Source organism: Streptomyces sp. 11-1-2 (assembly GCF_003595545.1).
Lineage (GTDB): Bacteria > Actinomycetota > Actinomycetes > Streptomycetales > Streptomycetaceae > Streptomyces > Streptomyces hygroscopicus_B.
On the sequence record NZ_CP022545.1, the window covers coordinates 4,242,531 to 4,258,550 of the forward strand.

The window sequence follows — 16,020 nt, forward strand, 5'->3', positions numbered from 1 at the left end:
GACCCTCGGACGCCCGCGCGGCGCCCCCGGCGACCGCCGGGCAAGCGCCGCGCGGGCACCGGGGCGGGACGTCGCGGCCGGGCCGTGCGGCGGGGCTCTACGGGCGGACCCCGCGACCGAGCCGTGCGGCCGGACCCCGCAAGCCGGGCACCGCTGCGGGGCCTCGCGGGACCCCGCGGCCGGACTCCGCAGCCGGGCCGCTTGGCCGGACCTCGCAGCTTGGCCCCGCAGCAGGGCCTCGCAAGTCGGACTCCGCAGCCGGGCCTCGCAGCCGGGCCTCGCAGCGGAACCCCGCAAGCCGGGCACCCCTGCGGGGTCCAGGGTCCAGACGATGGACATCTCGCCCGTGACCGCGCCGTCCTCCCGGGTGATCGCGATGTTCACCGGGAATTCGGGGCGCTCCCCTGCGTCCAGCTCGGCGGCCACCTCGGCGACGGTCCGGCCCCTCACGGCCGGGCACCGTAGCCGGGCCGCGCGGCCGGGATGGCGGGGCGCGGCCAGGAAGGTCGGACGCGGCCAGGAGGGCGCGGCGCGGCGGGGATGGCGGGGCGCCGCCGGGCATCGGGCCGGGGAGCCGCCGGGCATCGGGCCGGGGAGCCTTTTCGGCATTCGAACTGCCGTACTTTAGTGCGGGGTTGTCCGCTTTTGTCGACGACTCTGTAACAGGGGTTAGCCGGTACGGCGGGCGCGGGAATGGCGGGGGCATGAGCCACAACACGCCGCTGTCCCCCCGCCCCCTCCACCACCTCTCGGACGTCCAGCGCCGGGTGTTGACAACCTGTCAGCTTCGCCAGCACGGAGTGACGGCGTCCGTCGCCGCCGAGCGCAGCCGGGCCGGCGGGCCCTGGCAGCAGATCCTGCCGGGCGTCCATCTGCTCCACCCCGGCCCGGCGACCAGCGAGGAGCGGCTGCTGGCCGCGCTGCTGTACACCGCGAGCCGCGGCCAGGGCGCCGACGGCTCCGCGCCGGGCGGCGGCGAGCCACACGGCGAGGCGATGATCACCGGGCTTGCCGCGCTCGCCCTGCACCACTTCTCCTCCGCTCCCCCGCTGGCCTCCCTGGACCGGATCGACGTCCTGGTGCCGCGCACCCGGCGGCTGCGCGCCACCGGCTTCGTCCGCTTCGTGCGGGCGGGCACCCTGCCCGGCCCCCAGTACGTCGCGGGGGTGCCCACCGCCCCGGTGGCCCGCGCCCTCGCCGACGCGGTCGCCCGGCTCACCGACGCCGTCCTGGTCCGCAGACTGCTCACCGAGTCCGTGCGTCACGGCCACTGCGAGGCCACGGCCGTCGTCGCGGAGCTGAACTCGGCCCGGCTGCTGTCCCGGCCGCATGTCGTGGACGCCGTGGACGCGCTGCTCGCCGAGGGCCGGGCGATCGCCGAGGGGCGGCTGTACGACATGATCCGCGGCCACCACCTGCCCGAGCCCCTGTGGAACGTGGAGCTGCGGCTGCCCGGCGGGCCCGCTCTCGGCGGGGTGGACGCCTACTGGCGTGACCAGGCGGTGGCGGTGGAGATCGACACCCGGGCGCCGCGCCAGGACGAGGAGGTCTGGCGCGGCGGTTTCGGCCGCAAGCGCGAACACCTGGAGCGGCTCGGGATCACGGTCGTGCGCGTCACCCCGAAGAAGCTCCGGGAGACCCCGGAGGAACAGGCCGCGGTGGTCCGTACCGCCCTGATCGCGGCGGCCGACCGCGACCCGGCCTCCTATGTCGTGGTCCTGCCGCGCTGACGCCCCGATGCCCCGGCGCGGAGGCGGGGTACCGGGCCACCCGGTGCGGGCGGCTCAGGATCAGGGCTCAGGGCTTGCGCAGCAGCAGCTCGGTGTTGCGGTCCGTGGCGTCACCGGCCAGCTTCTGGCTGGCGCCGGGCGCGTTGAAGGACAGCTCGCGGTAGAGCGCCGCGAGACCGGTCTGGGACAGGTCCGAGAAGTCCGTGCGGTGCGGCGCGGCCGACTCGATGAGCGTGGTGAACAGGGAGATCGTGCCGTCGTGGTTGTCCACGACCTCGAACACCCGGGCCAGCTGGGGGAAGTCCACATGTGAGGCGGTGGTGATCTCCCAGAAGGTGCCGCGCGGGGTGATCTCGTTCTTGTGGCTGTGGCCGTTGATCCAGGCCAGCACCTTGGGGTGACGCTGGAACAGGGCGACGACCTCGTCCCCGCCGTGGCGGGCCTCGCCCGGCCGGGCCGGGTCGTGGTTCATGTTGTCCAGGCTGCGGCTGTAGTGGTGGCTGAAGACGATCACGTAGTCGTCCTTGTGGGCCTTCAGGGCCCGCTCCAGCCAGCGCAGTTGGGCGGTGCCGAGCGACCCGGTGTAGTGGCCGCCCGGGTCGGTGGTGTCCAGGCTGATGCCGATCACGTTCTCGGAGACCCGGAACGAGTAGTAGAGGGTGTTCTGCTCGAGGTTGGCCTTGGTGTAGCCGTGGCCGACCGGACCGGGGCCGGTGGCGGCCGGGTCCAGGTGCGCGGCCAGGTACTCGGCCCGGGTGAACGGCGCGCGGCGCTCGTCGGGGGTGACCGTGCGCATGTCCTTGGCATGCGCGTCCAGCAGCGCCTTCATCTGGACGCCCTTGGGGTCGCCCCCGACGCGTGTGCCCTTGAAGAGCCGCTCGGCGTCATCGGCCGGGATGATCTCCAGCTTGCGCTTCCCGGTGGCGAAGTCCGCGTAGAAGTCGTGGCCGAGGGAGTAGACACCGCCCGCCAGATCGTCGTGGTTGCCGATGGTGGAGTACCACGGCAGCCGCAGCCCGGGGCTGTTGACGGTGCGCAGCGCGGCCTTGAGGAAGCCGTCGATGCGCGGGAAGCCGAGCTTCTTGTCGGCGTCGCGCAGCGCCTCCTCGGGGTGCCAGAACTCCTTGAGCCCGCTGTTCTGCACGCCCTCGTAGCGGCGCGGATCGCCGGTGTTGGGGGTGATCCGGCCGCCGTTCATCGCGGCCAGGAACCAGTCCAGCTCGATCTTGGCGTTGTTGTCGGTGTTGTCGCCGGTGGTCATGACGAACGACAGCGGCGCCCCGGTGGCGGGTCCGCCGCGCAGCCCGTTGATCCGCTCGATGAGCGAGGCGACCCCGGCGATGGTCAGCGCCTCGTGCGGCCGCCAGGCCCCGGCGCGCCCGCTGCGCAGGAACTCGTAGCGCATCGGGTGCTGGACATCGGTCAGGTGCAGATCCGTGAGCTGGACGAACGAGGCGAGCGCGGTGCGCCGGTCCTCGCGGCCGCCCTTGGCGCCGGTGATCTCGCCGCGGACCTCACGGGTCCAGGCGGGGCCGTCGGCGAGCCGCCGGTAGCCGGTGGCGCCCTGCGCGGCGGAGAACGTCTCCAGCGTCGTACCGGCCGTCGAGGGCGCCGCCGGGGCCTGCACCACCCGGCGGCCCGCGGCACGCGCGGTGGCGGGCTGCGTGGCGTCGGCCGAACCACTGCCGGGCCCGAAGGCAAGCCCCAGACCGGCCGTGGCACCGGTGGCGGCGGTTGCGGCGAGGAAGGTGCGCCGGTCGAGGTGGGCGACGGCGGCTGCGGCGGACCGTATGCGGGACATGCGCGATCTCCCCGAGTGGACACGCGGAAACGGGCGGACAGCGACGCTGCCCTCACCTCGGATCGTTGGCATCGGGAATGGCCTGGCGGTGAACGAGGCGGCAACGCCGGTCGCCGATCTCCACACGTGGATCTTGGCGGTAGCAAACGGTCATCGCGCCCTTGTGAACAGGAATTCTTCTCCTCACTCGGCGTTCATCCACCCTGGGAACCGCCCCCGCCGTGGGATAAATCACGGGACGGTAACGGACCCGCCTGAGACACTTGCCAGGAGGGTAGGCGCCCCGAACAGGCACAACCAAGGAAAAGGGCTGATATGAGGATCGGAATCGTCGGAGCTACCGGCCAGGTCGGCGGAGTGATGCGCAGGGTGCTCGCCGAGCGTGACTTCCCGGCCGAGCAGCTGCGGCTGTTCGCCTCCGCCCGCTCGGCCGGGCGTACGCTCCCGTGGCGCGGTACCGAGATCACCGTCGAGGACGCCGCCACGGCCGACTACTCCGGTCTGGACATCGTCCTGTTCTCCGCGGGCGGCGCCACCTCCAGGGCGCTGGCCGAGAAGGTCGCCGCACAGGGCCCCGTCGTGATCGACAACTCCTCGGCCTGGCGGATGGACCCCCAGGTGCCCCTGGTCGTCGCCGAGGTCAACCCGCACGCCGCGGTGGACCGCCCCAAGGGCATCATCGCCAACCCGAACTGCACCACCATGGCCGCCATGCCCGTGCTGCGCCCGCTGCACGCCGAGGCCGGGCTCACCGCCCTGGTGGCCACCACCTACCAGGCCGTCTCCGGCTCCGGGCTGTCCGGCGTCGCCGAGCTCGACGGCCAGATCCGCAAGACCGCCGACCGCGCGGCCGAGCTCACCCACGACGGCGCGGCCGTGGACTTCCCCGCGCCCGAGGTCTACGCCCGCCCGATCGCGTTCAATGTGCTCCCGCTGGCCGGGAAGATCGTCGACGACGGCCGGTTCGAAACCGACGAGGAGCACAAGCTCCGCAACGAGAGCCGCAAGATCCTGGAGATCCCGGAGCTGAAGGTGTCCGGCACCTGTGTCCGGGTGCCGGTCTTCAGCGGCCACTCGCTCCAGGTGAACGCCCGCTTCGAGCGTCCGATCAGCGTGGAGCGCGCCTCCGAGCTGCTGGCCGCGGCCCCGGGCGTGGCGCTCTCGGAGATCCCGACCCCGCTCCAGGCCGCGGGCCAGGACCCCAGCTATGTGGGCCGGATCCGGGTGGACGAGACGGTCGAGCACGGTCTCGCGCTGTTCCTCTCCAACGACAACCTGCGCAAGGGCGCCGCGCTGAACGCGGTGCAGATCGCCGAGCTGGTGGCGGCCGACCTGAGCTGACGCCCACGCCTCGTCCGAGGGGGAGCGGTCGGCCGGCCGCTCCCCCTCGGTGTTCCTCCCGTTCAGTCGCCCTTTGGCCTACCGACGCCGACCGGCCGACGTGCGAGGATGGCCATCCGCCTGACGCATGGCGTACCGCACATGACGAACGGGAGTTGGCCGACGTGCCTGGCACCAACCTCACAAGGGAGGAAGCGCAGCAGCGGGCGCGCCTCCTCACGGTGGACGCGTACGAGATCGAACTGGACCTGAGCGGCGCCCAGGAGGGCGGTACCTACCGCTCCGTGACCACGGTGCGCTTCGACGCCGCCGAGTCGGGCGCGGAGTCGTTCATCGACCTGGTGGCGCCCACGGTGCACGAGGTGGTGCTCAACGGCGACGCGCTCGACCCGAACGAGGTCTTCAAGGACTCGCGGATCGCGCTGCCGGGGCTGCTGGCCGGGCGCAATGAGCTGCGGGTGGTCGCGGACTGCGCGTACACCAACACCGGTGAGGGGCTGCATCGCTTTGTCGACCCGGTCGACCAGCAGGCGTACCTCTACACCCAGTTCGAGGTGCCCGACGCCCGCCGGGTGTACGCCAACTTCGAGCAGCCCGACCTGAAGGCCACATTCCAGTTCACCGTGACGGCGCCCGAGGGCTGGGCGGTGATCTCGAACTCGCCGACGCCGGAGCCGAAGGACAACGTCTGGCGGTTCGAGCCGACCCCGCGCCTGTCGACCTATGTCACCGCGCTGATCGCGGGCCCGTACCACAGCGTGCACAGCTCGTACGAGAAGGACGGCCGCTCGGTGCCGCTGGGCATCTACTGCCGTCCCTCGCTCGCGGAGTACCTCGACTCGGACGCGATCTTCGAGGTGACGCGGCAGGGCTTCGAGTGGTTCGAGGAGAAGTTCGACTACGCGTACCCGTTCGCCAAGTACGACCAGCTCTTCGTGCCGGAGTTCAACGCGGGCGCGATGGAGAACGCGGGCGCGGTGACCATCCGCGACCAGTACGTCTTCCGCTCCAAGGTCACCGACGCGGCGTACGAGGCGCGGGCCGAGACCATCCTCCACGAGCTGGCCCATATGTGGTTCGGCGATCTCGTCACCATGGAGTGGTGGAACGACCTGTGGCTGAACGAGTCGTTCGCCACCTACACCTCGATCGCCTGCCAGGCCCATGCGCCGGGCAGCAGGTGGCCGCGCTCCTGGACCTCCTTCGCCAACTCCATGAAGACGTGGGCCTACCGGCAGGACCAGCTTCCGTCCACCCACCCGATCATGGCCGAGATCAACGACCTGGACGACGTCCTGGTCAACTTCGACGGGATTACGTACGCCAAGGGCGCCTCGGTGCTCAAGCAGCTGGTCTCGTACGTCGGGATGGACGAGTTCTTCAGCGGCGTCCAGGCGTACTTCAAGCGCCACGCCTACAAGAACACCCGGCTGTCGGATCTGCTCGGCGCGCTGGAGGAGACCAGCGGGCGCGATCTGAAGACCTGGTCGAAGAAGTGGCTGGAGACGGCGGGCATCAATGTGCTGCGGCCGGAGATCGAGACGGACGCGAGCGGCACCGTGACCTCCTTCGCGGTGCGGCAGGAGGCCCCGGCGCTGCCGCCGGGCGCCAAGGGCGAGCCAACGCTGCGGCCGCACCGCATCGCCATCGGGCTCTACAACCTGAACGCGACCGGCAAGCTGATCCGCTCCGAGCGCATCGAGCTGGACGTGGACGGTGAGCTGACCCAGGTGGAGCAGCTGATCGGCGCGAAGCGCTCCGCGGTGATCCTGCTCAACGACGACGACCTCACCTACGCGAAGGTGCGGCTGGACCCGGACTCGCTGGCCGTCGTCACCGAGCACCTGGGCGACTTCGCGGAGTCCCTGCCGCGCGCACTGTGCTGGGCCTCGGCCTGGGACATGGTCCGCGACAGCGAACTGGCCACCCGCGACTACCTGGCGCTGGTGCTCTCGGGCATCGCCAAGGAGTCCGACATCGGCGTCGTCCAGTCGCTGCACCGCCAGGTGAAGCTGGCCCTGGACCTGTACGCCGCCCCGGCCTGGCGCGAGACGGGCCTGGCCAAGTGGACCGAGGCCACGCTCGACCATCTGCGGGCGGCGGCACCGGGCAGCGACCACCAGCTCGCCTGGGCGCGGGCCTTCACCGCGACCGCCCGTACGGACGCGCAGCTCGACCTGGTCGCCGGGCTGCTCGAGGGCACCGAGACGATCGAGGGCCTGGCCATCGACACCGAGCTGCGCTGGGCACTGCTGCAGCGGCTCACCGCCACCGGGCGGGCGGACGAGGGGGCCATCGCGGCGGAGCTGGAGCGCGACAAGACCTCCGCGGGCGAGCGCTACGCCGCGATGGCGCGGGCCGCGCGGCCGACGCCGCAGGCCAAGGCGGAGGCGTGGGCGTCGGTCGTGGAGAGCGACACCCTGCCGAACGCGGTGCAGGAGGCGGTGATCGGCGGCTTCGTCCAGACCGACCAGCGGGAGCTGCTGGCGCCGTACACCGAGAAGTACTTCGCGGCGGCGAAGGACATCTGGAACAGCCGCAGCCATGAGATGGCGCAGCAGATCGTGGTGGGGCTCTACCCGGCGCTGCAGGTCTCGCGGGAGACCCTGGACGCCACGGACGCGTGGCTCGCGTCGGCCGAGCCCACGGCGGCGCTGAGGCGTCTGATGACGGAGTCCCGGGCGGGCATCGAACGCGCCCTCCGCGCCCAGGCCGCGGACGCCAACGCGGGCTGACCGGGTTGCGGCGCAGTGCGGGGCCCGGCGCCCCGCACTGCGCCGCCCAGTTGTGGGCATGCGCTCCACTGGTTGTGGGCAATCGTTCCTCCCCCAGCTACCGCTGGGAGGTGCCCCCTGGCGGAACGGGTGGGCACAACCCACCCACCGGGCCGCACCCGGCAGCGATGGCTCAGCCAGGGCCCGGCTGGGCCGCACCGGGTCGGCCCGTCGACAGCCAGGGTTTCGTTCCTGAGTGCGGGCCGGTGGGCGGTTTGTGCCCACCCGTCCCGCCCCGCCGGACGATTGCCCACAAACGCGTCAGCGGGGGTCGGGCATGGCCAGGCCGGCCATCGGGCCGTATTGGCGGAGGAGGTCCGGGTACGCCTCGGCGGCCACCCGGAGCCACCGCTCCGCCTCCTCCACCCGCCCCAGCCCCCGCAGGGCCTGCGCGAGCCAGTACGGCGCCTCCTCGTGCTCCCCCTCGCACGCCACCCTGAGCAGCGGCTCGGCCTCGCCATAGGCACCGCGCCGGACCATGCTGCGCCCCGCGAGAAACGCGGGCGGCACCAGACCGCTGCGCGCGGCGCGGACGTACCAGCGCTCGGCGTGCTGCGGGTCGCCGCCCCGCTCCTCCGACGTCCAGCCGAGCCACCACGCGGCCCGCCCGTGCCCGAGGTCGGCGGCCCGGCGGAACCAGATCTGGGCGGTTCGCCGGTCCCCGGCCTCGTCGTGGATGCGGCCGATGTCGTACGCGGCCCCGGCGTCGCCCTCCGCCGCCGCGGGCTCGTAGTACGGCACCATCCGCAGCCCCGTGGCGCCGCCCACTTCGTACAGCATCCGCCCGAGGGCGAGCAGGGCGCGCGGGGTGCCCGCCCTGCGGTACCACTCGGCGGCCTCCGGGAGCCGGTACAGCCGGTCGAGCGCGTCGGCGTACGCGCACCAGGCGTCCGGACCGCCCTCCTCGGCGCGGGCCCGCAGCCCGGGCAGGCGTTCCTCCCACTCGGCGGGCGGCATCCGCTCGGGGTCGGCGCGGATCGCGGCGATGTCCTCCAGCGCCCTGACGATCCGCTCCTCGCCCTCGTCGAACGGCCCCCGGCCCTCCGCATCCGCACCCTCGGCGCCTTCGGCACCGTCGAGCCCCGTGGCCCGCAGCCATCGTTCCGCCTCGTCCAGCCGCCGCTGCCGTACGCACAGCACGCCGAGGTTGAAGCAGGCCCATATGTGGCCGCCGTCCGCCTCGTCGGCCGTGCGGTACCACTCCTCGGCGGTGCGCAGTTCGCCGTTCTCCTCCGCCCAGACGCCGAGGACGTACGCCGCGCCGTCGTAGCCCCGCTCATGGGCGCGTTCGACGAGGGCGCGGGCCTCGTCCCAGCGGCTGTCGTCGCGAGCGATGAAGAGGGCCTGGTCCACCAGCGCCTTGGCGCTGCCGACCGCGGCCGCCCGGGCGTACAGCGCCTCGGCCTCCGCGACCATCCGGGGGTAGCGCGCGAACATCGCCCTGCGGTCCGGATCGAGCAGGTCGCGCAGTGCCTCGTACGCCTCCTCGGGGTCGCCCTCCGCTTCGGCCCGGGCGAGGGTCTCGCGCCAGCCGTCCAGGTCGCTCAGCATGTTCCGGATGGCCCCGCGAGTGCGGGTGGCGATCTCGTCGCCCTGGGCGGACGCCTCGGCCAGCCGCTCCAGGGCGGTGTCCCATTCGCCGCGGGCGGCCAGCAGCACGGCGCCGTTGGTCGTGCACTCGACGCTGCCGAGCGCGGCCCCGTGCTCGTACCACCTCTCGGCACCGGCCGTGTCGCCGGCCTCGTGCAGCAGCCGGGCCAGACCGAACGCACAGCCGCCGTCGCGATCGGCGGCTGTGCGGTACCACCGCTCGGCCTCGGCGAACTCGCCGCGGTCCTTGTGACAGATCGCGAGCGTGCGCGAGGCGTCCGCGTCCCCGGCGTCGGCGGCCCTGGCCCACCACGGCAGGGCCTCGTCCAAGCGGCCCTCGCCGGTGAGGAGTTCGGCGTAGGCCCGGTAGGCATCCGGCTTCCCGGCGGCCGCGGCGGCCCTCAGCCGGGCCGCCTCGGCCGCCGGATCCAACGCCGGATCCGGCTCCTCAGCAGGCTCCTGATCCGCCGCCGTCCGGTCCGCCATGGCGGGCATTTCACCGTGAGCCGCGCCGGACGTCCCTTGCGATGAATGTTCGACCATCACCCGATGGTGCCAGAGTGATCACGAACGTTCGGCACGGGCCCTGCGACGGGCCAGCAGCGCCTCGCGCCGCTCGTCGAACTTGGTGGCCTGATCGTCCAATCCACCCATGTAGAGCCCCAGTTCCTCCTGCGCCTTGAGCCCCTCCGGGCCGAGCCCGCCGATCTCCAGGACCTTCAGGAAGCGCAGCACGGGCTGCAGGACGTCGTCATGGTGGATACGCAGGTTGTATATACCGCCAATGGCCATCTGGGCGGCGGCGCGCTCGAAGCCGGGCATCCCATGACCCGGCATGCGGAAGTTGACCACCACATCGCGGACGGCGCCCATGGTCTGGTCGGGGGCCAGCTCGAACGCCTTCCCGAGCAGGTTCCGGTAGAAGATCATGTGCAGGTTCTCGTCGGTGGCGATGCGCGCCAGCATCCGGTCGCAGACCGGGTCGCCGGAGTGATGGCCGGTGTTGCGGTGCGAAATGCGGGTGGCCAGCTCCTGGAAGGCGACATACGCCACGGTGTGCAGCATGCTGTGCTGGTTGTCCGATTCGAAGCCCTCGGACATGTGCGCCATGCGGAACCGCTCCAGCTCCACCGGGTCGACGGCGCGGCTGGTCAGCAGGTAGTCCCGCATCACGGTGCCGTGGCGCCCCTCCTCCGCCGTCCAGCGGTGCACCCAGGTGCCCCAGGCGCCGTCCCGGCCGAAGAGGGTCGCGATCTCGTGGTGGTAGCTGGGGAGGTTGTCCTCGGTGAGGAGGTTGACCACGAGCGCGATCCGGCCGACGTCGCTGACCTTGGACTGGTCGGGCGCCCATGCCTCACCGCCCATGACACCGTCGAAGTTCCGGCCGTCGCTCCACGGGACGTACTCGTGCGGCATCCACTCCTTGGCGACTGCCAGATGCCGGTTGAGCTCGGTCTCGACCACCTCTTCAAGCGCGTACAGGAGCTGGGTATCGCTCCATACGGCCTGACCGTGGCGGTGGGTGGGGGCGAGTGTCACGGTGGCGCTCCAGGGGACGGGGGCGACGGGCTTTACCTACGGACCCGTAGGTTACGACACCGTAGGTTAAAGCGAAAATAAACGGCCCGGGGCCTGTGGATGGCACGTGGTGAACTCGGCGTGACACGGTCGCACTTGGGGATCCGGGGCGGCGGAATGCGGCGCGGCGCGGATGGCCTACTCGGTACCGACCGGCGGCCCGAGACGGGCCACCCCAGCGCGCGGCCGGAGACGGCCCGCCCCACCCGGGCCGGAGATGCCGCCTTACACGACAAGAGCGCCCCTGCCGGATGGCCGGGGCGCTCCGCAGCGGCGTGCGCGCTTCGTAGATCGTCGCCTCAGTCTGTCTGCTTACGGGACTTCCTGTCTCCCGCCATCACCAGACCCGCGATCACCAGGAAGAGAATGATCGGAGCGGCGACATAGAGGCCCAGCGTCTCGGCGACGCTCAGGCCCGGACCCGGGTCGTCACCGTCGTCGCGGGTGAGCGCGAACGCGGGGGACGACATCAGCAGCATCGCCGTCGTCGCGGCGATGACTGCACCGGCGCGCACGGCGTTCTTTTTGACCTTGTTGCTCACGGACTCAAGTTATCCGATGCCCCCCGGCGCCGCGTGCCCGGGGTGGCCTTTACCACCGTGTTGAGATGGCCATGACCGCGGCCTCGGAAGTCGGCTCAGCGGCGGCCCGCCGCGCTGAGGTGGACGGTAGGTGGCAGCAGCCGTGGCGCGGCGCGGGAGGCGAGGACCCGTACCCGCAGCCCGTCGGCGGTGACGGGCGCGGCCAGCGGAAGGATGCGCCGGGCCCCGATGGTCGTACCGGAGGCGATGTCCCGCCATGTCCCCGCCACCCGGGCCTGCACGGTGAACTCCTCCACCCGCTGCCCCTCGCGGATGTCCTCGCCGAGCCGTACCCGGTCGAAGGTCACCGGATGACCGGTGGCCGGCCGCGCTCCGGTGCCGTATGTCGTCCTTACGGCTTTGCCGAAGGCCGTAAGGGAGGCGATGTCGGTGTCGTCGATCCGGCCGTTCTTCGCGGGCGGGACGTTGAGCAGCAGCGAGGCGTTGCGGCCCACGCTGCGCTCGTACAGCGACATCAGTTGGCCGGGGGTCTTGGGCCGCTCCGCCGGGTCGTGGAACCAGCCGGGGCGGATCGAGACATCGGCCTCGGCCGGGTACCACTGCAGATGGCGCACGCCCGGCGCGGTCAGCTTCGCGCGCGAGCCGATGTCGGCGTCGGTGGAGTCATTGGGCAGCCCGCCGCCCACGACCGTCCACGGGTCGACCGCGGACGGGGTGACCGACCATTCGGCCTCCCGGGCGATGCCGTCCTCGTTGCCCACCCAGCGCACGCCCTGCGCGCCCTGGAAGACCACGGCATCCGGGGAGAGCGCGCGGATCAGCTCGAACCAGTTTCTGACGTTGTAGTTCTGGGTGACGCCCGCACCGCCCCAGGGGTTGGCGCCGTCCAGCCAGAACTCGTCGATGGGGCCGTACTGCGTCAGGATCTCGTAGATCTGGTTGAGGTAGTACGCGTCGTAGTCGTCGGCGGTGAAGCGGAACGTGGGCAGCGCGCCCGAGGCGACCTTGTCCGCCCGGTCGTCGCCGGGGACGAGAGTGGGGATGGTGCGCTCGGTGGGCTTGCTGCCGTTGCCGTAGCGGCCCTGGCCGGCGGGTGCGCGGTCGCCGTCCTCCAGGGCCATGCGCTCGGGCAGCGACAGCTCCTCGCCGTTCTGCTGCTTCTCGCGGATCTTCTCGACCCACTGGGCGTGCCAGGCGTGCGGCAGCTCGGCCCCGTCGGCGGGCGAGAGGTAGACGCCGACCTTGAGTCCCGCCTTACGGGCGGCCTTGGCGTACGCGCCCAGCACATCGCCATCGGGATTCCTGCCGCCGGGGCCGTTCGTCCACCAGGGGCTGGCCTCGACGTCGTGGTCCGTGTAGCGGCTCGGGTAGAGCACGAAGCCGTCGTGGTGCTTGGCGGTGAGCATGACCTGCTGGGCGCCGGCGGCCTTGTACGCCCGCATCCACTGGTCCATGTCGAGCTCGGGCGGGTCGAAGAGCTTCTCGTCCTCGGCCCCCGAGCCCCACTGGCGGCCGGTCATGGTGTCCATGCCGAAGTGGGTGAAGGCGGTGATCTCGCGCTTCTGCCAGGCCCGCTGTCCGGGGGTGGGGACGGTGTGGACGGCCTTGTCGATGATTCGGGCGGGGGTGTCGCAGTCCTCGACGGTCTGCTGCGGGGCGGGGGTGACGGGCCCCTGGCATCCGGCTCGCGCGGCCTGCGCGGGGCGGGAGGGACGGCGACGGCCGCGAGGGCGGCCAGGGCGAGGGCGCGGAGCGCGAGCAGCGCTCGCCGTCGTCCGCGTGGTCGGTGGGTGCCGGGCGTTCCGCCCAGGGGTCGGGCCATGGTCCCCTCCAGCTCTCCGGTCGTCATTGATCGGATCTCTATGGCGGTGTCCATGACAGACTGCCAGAGGAGAGGCGTTCTGGGGAGACTGCGCAAAGCAGAGATCCAACCTATGGGCGGGCCGAGGCAGCCATGGGCGGAGTCGGACAGCTACGGGGCAGGGGCGAGGCAGCCACGGCAAGGCCGGGGTGGCTATGAGGCCGGGTCGGATATGAGGCCGGGGCAGCTATAGGGGCCGGGGCAGCTAGAGGGAAGGGTTACGAGGGGCGAGCCGGGCCACCTCGTCCATCAGCGCCCGCAGCCGGGGCGAGGCGACCAGCTCCTCCAGGGACATGGGGCGCCCCTCGGCGTCGGCGATCGGCAGCCGCCAGTTGGGGTACTGATCCCAGGTGCCCGGCAGATTCTGCGGTCTGCGGTCCCCCACGGCGTCCGGCAGCCATACGCCCACCATCCTCGCCGGGGTGCGCAGCAGAAAGCGGTGGACCGCCTTGACCGCCCCCTCCTCGTCGCCCGGCCCCTCCGGCAGCAGCCCGAGCCGCCCCAGCAGCGCCAGCCACTCGGCGACCTCGACCGCGTCCGACGCGCGCTCCTCGGCGAGGGGGCGGGTCAGCAGGCCCAGCCGGTGCCGGAGTTCGACATGGTCGCCGGTGAGCCGGGCGGCTGTGCTCGGCAGATCGTGGGTCGTCACGGTGGCCAGGCAGTCCGCGCGCCACTCCCCGGGGGACAGCGGCCGGGCCGCGCCCGCCGCGGCGGCGCTGTCGTAGTGGCGCTCGAACCACATCACCGACGTCCCCAGCACCCCGCGCCGCTCCAGCTCGTCCCGCACACCGGGCTCGACCGTCCCCAGGTCCTCCCCTATGACGACCGTCCCGGCCCGGTGCGCCTCCAGGGCGAGCACGCCGAGCATCGCCTCCGCGTCGTAGCGGACGTAACAGCCCTCAGTCGGCTCACGCCCCTCGGGGACCCACCACAGCCGGAAGAGGCCCATCACATGGTCGATGCGGAGCGCGCCCGCGTGCCGTAAGAGGCCGCGCAGCAGATCGCGGTAAGGGGCGTAGCCGGAGGCGGCGAGCGCGTCCGGGCGCCACGGCGGCAGGCCCCAGTCCTGGCCCCGGGAGTTGAAGGCGTCCGGGGGCGCGCCGATCGACATGCCTGAGGCGAAGACGTCCTGGAGCGCCCAGGCGTCGGCGCCCGAGGGATGGACTCCGACCGCCAGATCGTGCACGAGGCCGATGCCCATGCCCGCGTCGCGCGCGGCGCGCTGGGCGGCGGCCAACTGGGTGTCGGTGAGCCAGGCCAGCCAGCAGTGGAAGTCGGTGCGGTCCAGATACTCGGCCCGCGCCCGGGCGGTGCCCGCCGAGCGCGGATCGGCCAGGCCGCCGGGCCAGGTGCGCCATTCGGGGCCGTGGGTCTCGGCGAGCGCGCACCACAGGGCGTGGTCCTCCAGGGCCTGGCCGCGCTCGGCGAGGAAGTCGCAGTAGGCCGCGCGACGGCCGGGACTGAGCGGGACCGTCCGCACCAGCTCCAGCGCCTCGCGCTTGAGGGCCCAGACGGCGTCCCGGTCGATCAGGGCGCCCTCGCGCAGGACAGACGTACGGAGGGTGGCGGCGGCCTCCAGGAGCTGATCGGCCCGCTCGCGGGCGCGGCCGCGCAGCTGGACGTATTCGGGCACGTCCTCGATCCGCAGATGGACCGGGTCGGGGAAGCGGCGCGAGGAAGGGCGGTAGGGCGAGGGGTCGGTCGGCGCGCCCGGGGCGCCGGGCACGGCGGCGTGCAGCGGGTTGATCTGGACGAAGCCGGCGCCGAGCGCCCGCCCCGACCAGGCGGCCAGATCGGCCAGGTCACCGAGGTCGCCCATACCCCAGGAGCGCGCGGAGAGCAGCGAGTAGAGCTGCACCAGAAAGCCGTGGCTGCGGACCGGGGATAACGGCATCCGGTCGGGGGCCACGATGAGGGCCGCGGTGGCGCGGCGGCCGTCGGGGGCCTCGGCGAGCAGGGTATGGGCACCGGGTGGCAGCGTGGCGAACGCGGTAAGGAGGCCGTCGGCGGTGGTGCCCTCCGTAAGAACACCACCCGCATGAGCGCTGTCTGTGCGGGCCTCCGTAAGGGAGCCATCGGCCCTACGGGTCCCCGCGGCCGCCCGCCCCCGCGTGTGCGGTGCGCCGTCTTCGGGGCGCACCCGCAGCGCCGTGCCCTCGGGCAGGCTCAGGCGTGGCGCCTTGCCGGGGCGCACCACCACGCAGGGGGGAAGCAGCTGGTCGCGCTGCCGGCGCTCATGCCGGTCCAGCGCTTCGCGTACCGATTCGGGGGTCGAGGCGTCCACGCCGAGCGCGGCCAGTACGGCGACGACTGTGTCCTCGGGCACCTGGACGGTGCGGCCCGGGGCGGGCTCGTAGGAGGTGGCGACACCGTGCAGCTCGGCGAGCCGCGCTCTGCCCATCAGTACTCCATCGGCTCGCAGCCCGCGCCTACGCCGGTGAGGGCGGCGGTCGGCTCACTTGTCAGGGGGCGTTCGGCGGCGAGCGGGGGCTCGCTGGTCAGGGGAACGTTGTCGGCGAGCGGGGGCTCGCTGGTGAGGGGCGCCTCCGTGGCGCTTCCGGACCCGAAGCCGTCCAGGCCGCACAGTCCACAGTCGGGGCCGGAGACCCCGTCGAAGGGATCCGGTTCACTGGACATCTCGGGTCCGGGTTTGGACAGGGCGGAAAGCAGGAGCTGAGCTGACGCGGCCACACGGACCTCCGTGGGGTTGTCGGCAGTGGGTCATCCCGAGCCCTACCCACTCCAGACGGGCGCAGACGTAAACGCCCCCCGTACGTGCTGTAGGTCACATGCCTTCTGGACG

The 16,020-nt window shown here is 72.5% G+C and carries 9 protein-coding genes and 2 pseudogenes; 3 read left to right on the forward strand and 8 right to left on the reverse strand.

The features are described from left to right. Window positions 1–306 precede the first annotated feature (306 nt). Window positions 307–444 (reverse strand): annotated as a pseudogene (locus CGL27_RS52065) (DUF4442 domain-containing protein); the annotation flags it as partial. 260 nt (window positions 445–704) lie between these two features. Between CGL27_RS52065 and CGL27_RS18105 the strand changes: the two are divergent. Further along, on the forward strand, window positions 705–1,730 hold the full coding sequence (locus CGL27_RS18105; RefSeq protein ID WP_119988428.1) for a hypothetical protein: 1,026 nt from the start codon (window positions 705–707) through the stop codon (window positions 1,728–1,730). A gap of 67 nt (window positions 1,731–1,797) precedes the next feature. Here the strand turns inward: CGL27_RS18105 and CGL27_RS18110 are convergent, their stop codons facing one another. Continuing rightward, on the reverse strand, window positions 1,798–3,531 hold the full coding sequence (locus CGL27_RS18110; protein ID WP_119988431.1) for a TIGR03767 family metallophosphoesterase: 1,734 nt from the start codon (window positions 3,529–3,531) through the stop codon (window positions 1,798–1,800). Window positions 3,532–3,846: 315 nt separating this feature from the next. Here CGL27_RS18110 and CGL27_RS18115 point away from each other — a divergent pair, with 315 nt between their 5' ends. Together CGL27_RS18115 and pepN are read left to right on the forward strand one after the other, a co-directional pair. Beyond that, complete coding sequence (locus tag CGL27_RS18115) at window positions 3,847–4,872, forward strand: aspartate-semialdehyde dehydrogenase (protein ID WP_078641443.1); 1,026 nt, start codon at window positions 3,847–3,849, stop codon at window positions 4,870–4,872. 164 nt (window positions 4,873–5,036) lie between these two features. Further along, window positions 5,037–7,607, forward strand: coding sequence for an aminopeptidase N (pepN, locus tag CGL27_RS18120; RefSeq protein ID WP_119994441.1), 2,571 nt, complete (start codon window positions 5,037–5,039; stop codon window positions 7,605–7,607). A 300-nt stretch (window positions 7,608–7,907) separates the two neighbouring features. On the opposite strand, the gene CGL27_RS18125 is transcribed toward pepN, so the two are convergent. The 6 genes and pseudogenes from CGL27_RS18125 to CGL27_RS18150 all read right to left on the reverse strand — a co-directional run bounded on the left by CGL27_RS18125 (window position 7,908) and on the right by CGL27_RS18150 (window position 15,908). After that, complete coding sequence (locus CGL27_RS18125) at window positions 7,908–9,722, reverse strand: sel1 repeat family protein (RefSeq protein WP_240450542.1); 1,815 nt, start codon at window positions 9,720–9,722, stop codon at window positions 7,908–7,910. A 78-nt stretch (window positions 9,723–9,800) separates the two neighbouring features. After that, complete coding sequence (locus CGL27_RS18130; RefSeq protein ID WP_078641445.1) at window positions 9,801–10,775, reverse strand: acyl-ACP desaturase; 975 nt, start codon at window positions 10,773–10,775, stop codon at window positions 9,801–9,803. Between the two features lie 338 nt (window positions 10,776–11,113). Then, window positions 11,114–11,356, reverse strand: coding sequence for a hypothetical protein (locus CGL27_RS18135; protein WP_014060726.1), 243 nt, complete (start codon window positions 11,354–11,356; stop codon window positions 11,114–11,116). 95 nt (window positions 11,357–11,451) lie between these two features. Next, window positions 11,452–13,178 (reverse strand): annotated as a pseudogene (locus CGL27_RS18140) (alpha-L-fucosidase). A 244-nt stretch (window positions 13,179–13,422) separates the two neighbouring features. Beyond that, window positions 13,423–15,618 (reverse strand): 4-alpha-glucanotransferase, encoded by a 2,196-nt coding sequence (gene malQ, locus CGL27_RS18145; RefSeq protein ID WP_119988437.1) that lies wholly within the window; start codon window positions 15,616–15,618, stop codon window positions 13,423–13,425. Beyond that, window positions 15,618–15,908, reverse strand: a complete 291-nt coding sequence (locus tag CGL27_RS18150) for a hypothetical protein (RefSeq protein ID WP_078641447.1) — start codon at window positions 15,906–15,908, stop codon at window positions 15,618–15,620. Before CGL27_RS18150 ends, malQ begins: the two co-directional genes overlap by 1 nt. Window positions 15,909–16,020: the final 112 nt, after the last annotated feature.

Excerpts from the sequence above, each read along its gene's own strand:
- CGL27_RS18105 (WP_119988428.1), top strand. The coding sequence starts at position 705 with ATGAGCCACAACACGCCGCTGTCCCCCCGCCCCCTCCACCACCTCTCG.
- malQ (WP_119988437.1), bottom strand. The coding sequence starts at position 15,618 with ATGGGCAGAGCGCGGCTCGCCGAGCTGCACGGTGTCGCCACCTCCTAC.
- CGL27_RS18115 (WP_078641443.1), top strand. The coding sequence starts at position 3,847 with ATGAGGATCGGAATCGTCGGAGCTACCGGCCAGGTCGGCGGAGTGATG.
- CGL27_RS18125 (WP_240450542.1), bottom strand. The coding sequence starts at position 9,722 with ATGGCGGACCGGACGGCGGCGGATCAGGAGCCTGCTGAGGAGCCGGAT.
- CGL27_RS18110 (WP_119988431.1), bottom strand. The coding sequence starts at position 3,531 with ATGTCCCGCATACGGTCCGCCGCAGCCGCCGTCGCCCACCTCGACCGG.